This window comes from Nostoc sp. DedQUE05 (assembly GCF_034530955.1).
Taxonomy (GTDB): domain Bacteria; phylum Cyanobacteriota; class Cyanobacteriia; order Cyanobacteriales; family Nostocaceae; genus Nostoc.
Genome location: NZ_JAVRCB010000009.1, coordinates 66670 through 78325, shown reverse-complemented (window position 1 = coordinate 78325; position 11656 = coordinate 66670). Strand labels below are relative to the sequence as shown.

At 36.8% G+C, this 11656-nt stretch carries 4 protein-coding genes; all 4 read right to left on the bottom strand.

Annotation, left to right across the window (positions count from 1 at the left end):
- Positions 1–38: 38 nt before the first annotated feature.
- Positions 39–797, bottom strand: a complete 759-nt coding sequence (locus RMZ42_RS08670) for a class I SAM-dependent methyltransferase (protein ID WP_322671033.1) — start codon at positions 795–797, stop codon at positions 39–41.
- A gap of 76 nt (positions 798–873) precedes the next feature.
- Entirely contained in the window at positions 874–5490 is a 4617-nt protein-coding gene (locus RMZ42_RS08665) for a polyketide synthase (RefSeq protein WP_322671032.1), read from the bottom strand.
- 33 nt (positions 5491–5523) lie between these two features.
- Positions 5524–9924: a type I polyketide synthase gene (locus RMZ42_RS08660; protein WP_322671031.1), complete on the bottom strand. Its 4401-nt coding sequence runs from the start codon at positions 9922–9924 to the stop codon at positions 5524–5526.
- A 32-nt stretch (positions 9925–9956) separates the two neighbouring features.
- Positions 9957–11636 carry a pyridoxal-dependent aspartate 1-decarboxylase PanP gene (gene panP, locus RMZ42_RS08655; RefSeq protein ID WP_322671030.1) on the bottom strand — a complete coding sequence of 560 codons (1680 nt, stop codon included), beginning with the start codon at positions 11634–11636 and terminating at the stop codon, positions 9957–9959.
- Positions 11637–11656: the final 20 nt, after the last annotated feature.

Sequence of the window (11656 nt, the reverse complement as noted above, 5' to 3'; positions counted from 1 at the left end):
GACAAGTCTAATAATTTGCAAAGTTTGCAATTGGATTATTAAGTTAAAGATGTCTTCTGGCAAACAAAGCAAGCTATGTCTTCACTTTCCCCAAAATCTTTGCTATTGTAATAATTAAATTCTGTAAATCCTGCATCTTTTAAAGCTGATTGAACTTCTTCTAAAAAGTGATCTTTCCTTAGCCAAACGGTGTCTGAACGCTTCCAGGTTTCTTCTATTAATTCAAATCCTGTAACTTTGATTTCCCATGTCCTTTCTTCAGGTTTGTAATAGAATAACTCTATTAATGAGCATTCGTCGTTAACGTAGACAATATTAAAATTATTTTTTTGAGCAGCTTCATGTAGCCAATCTGTTATTGGTATGTTGAACACAAAGATGCTACCATCTTTAAGTGCAGCATATACGTTTTTAAATACCATTTTTAATTCTTCATTGTTTTGGATAAAATGAAAAACATCATTTGCCAAAACTGTATCGAAGATGGGTGGTAATTCAAAATTACGTATATCGCCAAGGATAAATTCACTTTCAGGCGCGTTTTTTCTAGCGTAGTTTAGTAGCCCTTCAGAAGCATCGATTCCAGTAACTTTATATCCTTTAATGTTAAGCTGCTGTGCTAAATAGCCAGAACCACAACCCAGTTCAAGAATATGCGCTCCCGCAGGAAGTTGTGATAAGAATATTTGCTCTAAAGCAGGTATTATACCTGCTACCAAATCTTCAGGCGTATTCTTGAATTCATTCTGTAAACGAGCGATGGGTTCATAGTTAGGAAGAGTATTGAGTAGAGACATAGACTATTTTTCCTGTTTTTCAATGAAGGTTTTTAAGTAATTAATGAGGCACTATTTGTTGAATAAAATCGGACTTTTATGTGTTAGCCAAAAAAGTTTCTACTTCTTCTTCAGATAATTCTTCTATTTTTTCCAACAGAAGTTGTTCAATCATTTCTGCCTGTTTGGTTGGGATCATGGCTTGCAACAAAAGGTCACGCAGTGGTAAATCTATAGGAAATTTCGCTCTCAATCGAGAAATTAATTGAGTTGCAATCAGAGAGTCTCCTCCTAACTCATAAAAGTTGTCGTAAATACCAACTTCTGCAATTCCAAGTACCTGTTGCCATATTTCCGTAATTTGTGTTTCTAACTGGTTTGTCGGAGCAACATAGGAATTACTAAGTTGAGGTCTGGAATAGCATGATGATGAATCTAATTGATTATAAGATTTTGAATTTGTATGGTGGTTAAATGCATAATTATGTCTGGCGTTTAAATCTACCGTAGAAACAATAATTTGAGTTCCTCGATCTAGAGAAAGTATTCGTTTAAATACTTCTATAGTTTCTGCTGGAGTAATGCCTAATTTCAAACCCAGTCCTTGCTCTGGTTTTTTTTGCTCTTGGGCGACATTTAGCTGTAACTTATCCCAATTTATAATGTACCAGGATAAAGAATTATTGCGGTTGTGTCGATTAGCAAAGCTATCTATGAAATGATTTGCGGCTGAATATAACCCTAAGCCAAATCCCCCTAAAATGGAAGCTAAAGAGGAAGAAATGATACAAAAGTCTAATTTTATATTTTGTAAAACTTGTTCTAATACAGCAATTTTACAACATTGAAGTTCAAGTAATTTTTCTAATTCTATTTTACCAATTTCTGGCAATGAACCAAATATTTTTTCCCGATTTCTTCCAGTTGAATAAATAACTCCATTAATCTGTCCAATATTATAAGATGAGAAGCATTGATGCATTTGCTCAGAATTAGTAGTATCCGCACGCATTACCAAAACTTCTGCACCTAATTTTTCTAATAATAATAATTGTTGAATTTTATAACTTACTTCATCTTCTTGAGGCTGAGTTACAAGCCATTGTGAGAAATCATACTTTTCTGGAAAATCTAAATTTTCGATAAATATGATTTTTGCTTGTAGAGTTTTGGCTAAATATTCAGCAAGTACAATTTCAATAGTTTCTAAGCCACCAGGAAACAGATAAACACCGTGTTTTCTCAATGGTATTTTTTCTTCACCTACTGACTCTAAGTGAATTGGCTCAAATGTTTGTACCCAACGGTAGCAACCACGATAAGCAACAATTAAGTCTGAGGATGCAGATGTTAACTCGCTTAAAAGTTTGTCAATAATATTACTTTCACAATCCTCTTGTTCTTTGTGTCCATCTAGGTGATTAGTTATAGCAATATCAATACTGCGGCAGGTTATATTAGGATACTCTTGAGAAATTACCTTACATAAACCTAATACCGTTGATTTTTCTGGAGCTATAATTTCATTTCCATTGACTTCTTGAATATGATTAGATACAACCCAAACTTGTAATATTTCGTCATTTTTGATTTTTCTTAAGCTCTGCGATAAAAACAGTAGACTATTGAATTCTAAATAAGTTTTTATTTGACATTTTTCAAGTTTGCTGATGCTCCATAAGTAAACTATATTATGCGGATATTTGCCGAATGAACTTAATTCTTTAAATAAGATATTATACTCTTCGCTTACACACGGATTAATTGTATAAACACCTTCAGTCTCTTTACTAAAAATTTCTCCCTGTTTAACTATAATTATATTTTTATTTTGACTCTTTAATACATTAATTAAATTTTCACCTACTCCAAAATTATCAATGAAAAACAACCATTGCTCTTGGGAAGCTTCTGTATGAGCAGAAGATGAATGAGTGAGGAAAGAGCGTTTCCATGACGGAGTATAAAACCAATTTGCAATATCTTGTTTCTGCTCTAATGTTGCCGAGTTACTCTTTACAGAAGGTGATGTAGATTTGGTATCAATCCAATACCTTTGTCGCTCAAAAGGATAGGTAGGAAGAGGTAAACGATGACGCTGTTCGTGGGTATAAAATCCAGACCAATCTATATTTACACCAAAAAGCCACAACCGACCTAATGTTTGCAACAAAAACCCTACATCCGATTGTTGCTCTTTAAGATGAGGTAAGGAAGTTAGGATGTATTGTTTAGCATTTTTATCTAGATGCTGTGTGCTGAATGTGCTTAAAGTTCGTCCCGGCCCCACCTCTAGAAAAACACCTGCAAACTGCTCTAAAAGTTGAGATATGCCATCAGAAAATCTTACAGTTTGTCTTAAATGTTGGCTCCAATAAGCGGGATTTGTGGCTTGTGCATCTGTGATCCAAGTACCAGTTACGTTAGAAATAAAGCCGATGCGCGGTGAATTCAGTTGAACTGTTTTCAGCAACTGCACAAACTCTTCTAATATTGGTGACATCATTTGCGAATGGAACGCATGAGATGTATGCAATAAACGACATTCAACCCCTTGAAGTGATAATTGATTTTGTAGAGTTGCGATCGCTTCCTTCGTTCCAGAAACCACGCATGAAGTTTTGGTATTAATCGCTGCTATTTCTAGAGAATTTTTATACAAAGGCTGTGCATCCAACAGCGATCGCACCTCTTGTTCTGGTAGTGGAATTGCCAGCATACTTCCTGGAGGTAACTGTTGCATCAGTTGTCCCCTTTTTGCCACAATTACTAAGGCATCTTCAAGAGAAAATACACCTGCGATCGCGGCTGCAACATATTCCCCAATACTATGACCAATCATTGCTTCTGGTAGCACACCCCAAGACATCCATAACTGAGCCAGCGCGTACTCAATTACAAATAACGCTGGTTGGGTGAAAGCTGTTTGTTGTAACTTTTGGCTAGCCGCTTCAATTTCTTCTGGCTCTGGAAACAATAGATCGCGGATATCAAAACCAAGATGGGGTTGCAAAATTTCGGCACAAGTATCTATATGTCTGCGATATGTCGGTTCGACTTCGTATAATTCCCGACTCATGTTTGCATATTGCGATCCTTGTCCTGAAAACATGAAAATTACTGGCTGTTCTCTATGCTCCTGACATACAGTAAAAATTCGTTCTTGCTCTTGTGTTTCTAAAACGCTGACAGCATCTTCAACACTCTGACACACTAATATTCGGCGATAGTTAAAAGCTCTACGACCCACTTTTAAAGTATAGGCAACATTAGCTAAATTTATCTCTGGATGTTGTTTGAAATACGCAAGTAAATTATTAGTTGCAGTTTCTAAGGCTGTGCTAGTTTTGGCTGATATTAACAACAATTGCCAAGGTTTATAGTCATCAAAATATTCAATTTTAGGGGCTTCTTCCAGAATCACATGGGCATTAGTTCCACCAAAACCCAAGGAACTAATTCCTGCTCTTCGGGGAGTATTGTTAGTTTTCCATTCGCTAAGTTTAGTATTAACGTAGAAGGGACTGTTGACAAAATCAATCTCAGGATTGGGAACTTCAAAATTGAGGCTAGGAGGGATTTTTTTATATTTTAAGGCTTGCACCGTTTTGATTAAACTTGCTATACCAGCAGCTATATCTAAATGTCCGATATTTGGTTTTACTGAACCGATAGCACAGAAGCCATTTCTTTGGGTAAAAGCACGAAAAGCCTTAGTGAGTGCAGCAATTTCCACTGGATCTCCAGCAGCTGTTCCAGTTCCATGAGTTTCTATATAGGAAATATCTTCAGCATCTATTCCAGCATTTGCCAGAGCTTCTACAATAACTTCAGCCTGACCATTTACACTAGGTGCTGTATAGCTAACTTTCAAAGAACCGTCATTGTTGATTGCTGAACCTTTGATAACTGCATGAATATAATCTTTATCTGCGATCGCATCTTTTAATCTTTTTAAAACGACTATTCCCAGTCCACTGCCAAAAACAGTACCCTGTGCTTTAGCATCGAAGGCTCGACAATGACCATCAGGAGATAGAATTCCATCCTCTTCATACAAATAACCTGACTTTTGTGGAACTATAATCGTCACTCCGCCTGCTAAAGCGATATCACACTCTTCATCAAGTAAACTTTTACAAGCTAAGTGTAAAGCAACTAATGAAGTAGAGCAGTAAGTTTGAATTCCTATGCTTGGGCCTTTTAAATTTAATTTATATGATACATTTGTAGTCAAAAAATCTTTATTAAAAGTATAGTTATTGGAAATCTCTCTAGAATTAACATTTTTATATATATTGTTAAAAAAGTAAGTGTTTGTGCTAACACCAGCATAAACTCCAATCAAACCATTATATGTTTCTGGATCGTATCCAGCGTTTTCCAAAGCTTCCCAAGCACATTCTATAAAGAGGCGATGTTGAGGGTCAATTAGTTCGGCTTCTCTAGGGGTGTAACCAAAGAACCTCGCATCAAAATACTCAATATCTTCTAATATAGGTGCTGCTTTTACATAATTTGGGTCGTGTAAAATTTCTTCTTCCAGATTTGAATCTACTAAATCTTCATTCGAGAAAAAAGAAATAGACTCAACTTTATTTTGGATATTATACCAAAACTCATCGATATTGTTTGCACCAGGGAAACGACCAGACATCCCCACTATTGCTATATCTAGATTTGCTATTTCCTCTTGCCCTATTTCTATACTCATGATTTGATTAACCAGATAAATTAACTTTGTATTTTAGTTTGCTTGCATTTTCATCTGTCTTCTTCTTTGTCCTCGATTTAGCCTTTGTTCAAAAGCATTTTGCTGAGAGTCTTCAGGAGTAAAAATCTTCGTCATCGAGCCTATATTTGGGCATTCATAAAGTTTGGCAATAGAGAGATTTGAATTAAATGCCTTATTTACGATTGTCATAAGTTGAATACCTATGAGAGAATCACCACCAAGTTCAAAAAAGTTATCATAAATTCCTATCCGTTCAATACCAATAACTTCTTGCCAAATTTCAACTAGCTTTTGTTCATTTTTATTTCGGGGAGCAATATAATCGTTACTTAGTTCAGGTCTAGGATATTTTAATTTGGAAGAGTTGACAGCTTCTAAAAGTTCTATGGTCTGTATTTGATTGTAAGAATTATACTGTTTGAGTACATTTAATAAGTCAGATGTAGATATTACAACTTGAGGCATTGGATTTTCCAAAATGCGGAGAAACACATCTACACCTTCATTGGATAATATACCTTGTTTAAGATTTTCTTTTCGCAATTCTTGGAGTCGCTGGGGTAATTCTGTATTCACTGCCATCCCAACTTCTTGCCAACTATCCCAGTTAATGCTAGTAGTAAATCTACCCTGCTTTGCAGCATTACAGTGAGCAAAGGCATCAAGAAAGGCATTGGCTGCACAATAGTCTACCTGTCCAAATTCCGCTACAATTGAGCTATTTGATGATACTAGAATAAAGAAATCTAACTCAGTATCTTTGACAATTGCATCAATAACTATTGTCCCCTTTACCTTTGGAGCCAGAACACTTTCTGCTTCTTCTAGAGTTTTTCGCTGAATTACACCGCCTCCAGGAACTCCAGCAGAGTGAATAACACCATTTAGTTGACCAAATTGTTGTTGAGCTTGAGCGATCGCACTTTGCATTTGTTCTATATTGCTAACATCAGCAGCGATGGCTAAAACTTCTGCACCCAAGTCTTCAAGTTCTTGAACTTTGCGAATCTTATAGCTAGTATTATCACTTTCATCGTGAGTGGATAGCCATTGAGACCACTCATCTTTTTTGGGTAAAGCAGAACGTCCTACTAACAGTAGTTTTGCTTGGACAGTCCGAGCTAAATATTCTGCCAAAACAAGTCCGATACCTCCAAGTCCACCTGTAATTAAATAGACTCCTCTTTCTCGTAGTCGAGGGGTTTCAATTTTAGCTTTATCAAAATGCACTGGCTCAAAACTCTGCACCCATCGATTCAAACCTCGATAAGCAATTAACTTTTCCGAATTATCAACCGTCAGTTCTGCCAGTAATTTTTCTATAAGTTTTTCTTCTTGCCAACTGTCTTTAGGAGGAAGAATAACATCAATACTACGACAGTTTATATTTGCATATTCTTGAGGAATAACTTTAATTGGCCCGATTAAAGTGGCTTTCTCTGGACAAAGCACTTCAGTTCCCGTCACAGACTGTAGGTTGTTAGAAATAACTGTGATTTGAAAATTATCGCTAGTTTCTTGTCTTCCCAAAGCTTGGGCAATAAATAATAAACTATAAAATCCTTTGATTTGGGCTGATTCTAGTTCTGGAATTTCTAATTCATGCTCGCTGATATTTGTAACATTCCATAAATGAATTATCGTTTGTGGCAACTTGTTTTTTCTGAGCAATTCTTGGAATAAAATATCGTAATCCTGATTATTTTCTGGGTTGATAGTATATCCATCGCCTAGTATGATAAATTGATCGCCGATTTTTACAGTAATGACATCTTGGTTTTGTTTTTCTAGTTGTTTTACCAACTTGATACCCAAGCCACACTCATCAAGAAATACCAAAGTGCAAGATTTTTTAGTTATTAATATTTGGCTATCAAGTTCGACAGGAGGTAAAGAAGGTTTCCAAAAAGGAAGATAAAACCAGTCGGCTATATCAGCTTTTTTAGTTAGTGATACTATATGAGCATCATCTTTACCTGGATTTTTCGCTTCAATCCAGTATCTTTGCCGTTCAAAGGGATAGGTAGGTAAAGGTAGACGATGACGCTGTTCTTCGGTATAAAATTCTGACCAATCTATATCGACACCAAAAAGCCATAACTGCCCTAATGTCTGCAACACAAAGCTTACATCTGATTGTTGCTCTTTGACATGGGGTAAAGAAGTTAGCACATATTGTTTAGCATTGATATCTAAATGTTGTTTGGTTAATGTGCTTAAATTTTGCCCTGGCCCTACCTCTAAAAAAACGCCTTCAAACTGCCCTAATAGTTGAGAAATACTATCGGCAAATTTTACAGTTTTTTGTAAATGTTGGCTCCAATAGTTAGGATTTGTGGCTTGTGCATCTGTAATCCAGCTACCAGTCTGATTGGAAATAAAGCGAATACTTGGTGGATTGAGTTGAACTTTTGTGAGCGATCGCAGTTGTCCTCTGTTTGCTACAATCAATAGCGCATCTTCAAGAGAAAATATACCTGCGATCGCAGCGGCAACATATTCCCCGATATCGGCACCAATCATCGCTTCTGGTAGCACACCCCAAGACATCCATAACTGAGCCAGGGCGTACTCAATTACAAATAACGCTGCTTGGGTCAGCGCTGTTTGTTGTAGTTGTTGGTTAGCCGCTTCAATTGTTTCTGGCTCTGGAAAGAGTAGGTGACGGATATCCAGACCGAGGTGAGGTTGCAAAATTTCGGCGCAAGTATCTATATGTCTGCGAAATGTTGCTTCAACTTTGTATAATTCCCGACCCATGTTTGCATATTCTGACCCTTGTCCTGAAAACATGAAAATGACAGGGCAACGACTTGGCTCCCAGTGGTAACTAAAAACGCGTTCTGCTTCTTCATTTTTAAGTAATCTAACTGCATCATTTAAATTTTGGCAAACTACCAGCCGCCGACGATCGAAAGCTCGACGGCCTACTTGTAGGGTGTAAGCTACATCTGGCAGGTTGATATTAGGATGTTGTTGGAGGTAAGCCGCTAAATTTGCAGTCGCACTTTCTAAAGCTGTGCTAGTTTTGGCTGAGAGTAACAGCAATTGCCAAGGTCGAGAAGCACTGGATGTTTCAATTACTGGAGCTTCTTCCAAGATTACATGGGCATTAGTCCCGCCAACTCCAAAAGAACTGACACCTGCTCTGCGAGGTAAACTATTAGTTTTCCATTCTGATAATTTGGTGTTGACGTAGAAGGGACTATTGGCAAAATCTATCTCTGGATTGGGTTTTTCAAAATGTAAACTAGGGGGTATTTGTTTATGTTTTAATGCAAGTACCGTTTTAATTAAACCTGTTACACCGGCTGCTGTATCCAGATGCCCAATATTGCTTTTTACTGAACCAATAGCGCAAAAACATTTTTTATTTGTACTAGCACGAAAAGCTTGTGTGAGAGCCTTGATTTCAATCGGATCTCCTAAAGGAGTTGCAGTTCCATGAGCTTCGATATAAGAAATAGTATCGGGTTCAACACCAGATAAGGCAAGCGCTTCTAAAATTACTTCTCTTTGACCATTAACACTAGGTGCTGTATAACCAACCTTTAAAGAACCGTCATTATTGATAGCTGAACCTTTAATTACAGCATGAATAAAGTCTCCATCAGTAACAGCATCAGCTAACCGTTTCAATACCACAATTCCTAAACCATCGCCAAACACTGTTCCTTTAGCGTTAATATCAAAAGTTCGGCAGTGTCCATCAGGGGAACAAAGAACCCCCTCTTGATAGTGATAACCAGATTGTTGAGGTAGCTTTGCTATAGAAACACCACCAGCCAAAACTATATCACTTTCACCATTCAGCAAACTTTGACAAGCTAAATGTACAGCGATTAATGATGTAGAGCAGTTATTCTGAACATTAATACTTGGCCCAGTCAGATTTAACTTGTAAGAGGTTTGCGTACTTAAATTATCTTTTTCATTACCAATAAAAATATTTAAGGCATCTACCGACTGCATTAAATCTTGGTTGGAATATAAATTTGTAAATAAATAGTTACTATTAGTTACACCAGCATAGACCCCAATTTTCCCGTTGTATGATTCAGAATCATAGCCCGCAGATTCTAAAGCTTCCCAGGCAGATTCTAAAAAAATTCGATGTTGTGGGTCTGTGATTTCAGCTTCTCTAGGAGTAAATCCAAAAAATGCAGCATCAAATAACTCGATATCTTCTATTATGCTGCTTGCTTTTACATAATTGGGATCGTTGAGTAAAGCCGGATCTATACCCGCAGCTAGCAGTTCTTCATTTGTAAAATGAGAAATTGACTCTACTCCATCTCGTAAATTATTCCAAAAAGTCTCAACATTTTTTGCACCTGGAAAACGACCATTTATACCAATGATGGCTATTTCATCGTTATCATCAAAGTTATTAAATTCATCAGAGTTGTTCATGGAAAATACCTAATTAAACTTATTAACAGCAACTACGCTAGGCTCTGAGTGGCTTCTAAGGAATCTGATATCGATAAATCTAAAGCAATCTGAATTTGGTCATTTAGTACTGCATCTATATCCTCTTTAGTCGTGAGCGGATTAGCGATTACCGCCCGAAGCGCAGTCACAGAAATTTCTTTTTCTAAACAGTTAATTCTTTTTGTTGTCCGCGAGATAAAAGTACGACCGGCTTGACGTTGAGTTTTTTGCAGGCGCTCATTGAATATATTGATTTGTTGATTATCAGTGTCTGTTAATTGCTTTTTAACTGCAAGTTCTCTGAAAGGTTCTGGGATGTAACGGTAAAGAAGGAGATTTATATCCGGTTGAGATAGTAACTCAAATTCGGGTATGGCAGTAATTTGATCCGCCATATATTGTGTCTTCTCAATACCTGCATCAATTAAAAATTCATAACCTTTAAGTCCGATCAGATGTAACCCAGCATGTAAAAATAATGCCATACCCGCTCGAGAACCTTCTAAAGCGCGTTTACCCAAATCGAATGAACCCTTACGCATGGTGTAGCTAGCATTTTTTTCAATCGATAAAGCTAAGTATGGTTCGCGCATAAATACCATACCAATACCCATAGGTAAATACAGTTGTTTATGTCCATCAATTGTTACCGAATCAGCGCGTTCAATACCAACAAGCTTTTGTCGATGTTGTTCGGAAAAAATGAGTGGGCCACCCCAAGCTGCATCTACATGAAAATGAACATTTGCATCTTGGGCAATATCTGCTATGTCTAAAAGCGAATCTATGTTTCCAGAATCCGTAGTACCAGCAACACCCACGATCGCAATAATATGCAAGTTTTTAGTCTGACAATCTGCAACAGCTTGACGTAAAGCTGGTAAGTCTACTTGATTATCACCATTAGTAGGAATTTTTATTAAACCATGCGTACCTATGCCTAATAAATCTGCGGCTTTATCAAAAGAATAATGCATCAATTCAGAGCCAATGATTACCGCTCCTTGATAACCATAGTAATCTAAAGCTGCTGTTAAACCTTCTTTTTCTACACCTGCAAAACTATTTTTTGCACCTAAAGATTTATTGCGAGCGCACCAAAGTGCGATGATATTTGCTGCCGTACCTCCAGAAACCAATATGCCTAAAGTGCTTTGGCTATTTTGGATATGTTCGTTATAAAATTCATCAGAAAAGTTATAAATCAATCTATGCATCATTGCCAAAGCCTGACGTTCATAAGGGCTAAAAGCTTTGGCTGTTTCTATTTTGACAACATTTTGGTTCATAGCTGTCATCAGTTTTGCGATCGGTCGCACAAAACAGGGAAGAGCAGAGGTCATATGACCTATAAACCGTGGTGAAGATGTATGTATTGAATGATTAATAACGTTATTTGCTAAATAATCAAGGTAACTATCAAAATTACCAGGATTAATCGGAACTTGACTATCAGAAAACGTTTCTACTAATGTATTGAAATCAATAGTTGAATTAGTGCTAATTGCGCTTAAAAAATCATCAACTAAAACGTCAGTTTGAACACCCATTTTAGCTTCTATAGATGATATTAAATTATTAGACGGTGCAAATAATTGCATCACTCCCTTAGCAACTTCATACTGTGGTGTTAGCTCATTTTCAAGAAATAAATTTTGCTGAGTTTTTTGTCTCTGCTGACTTAATGCCATTTTCTACTCCAGAATATATC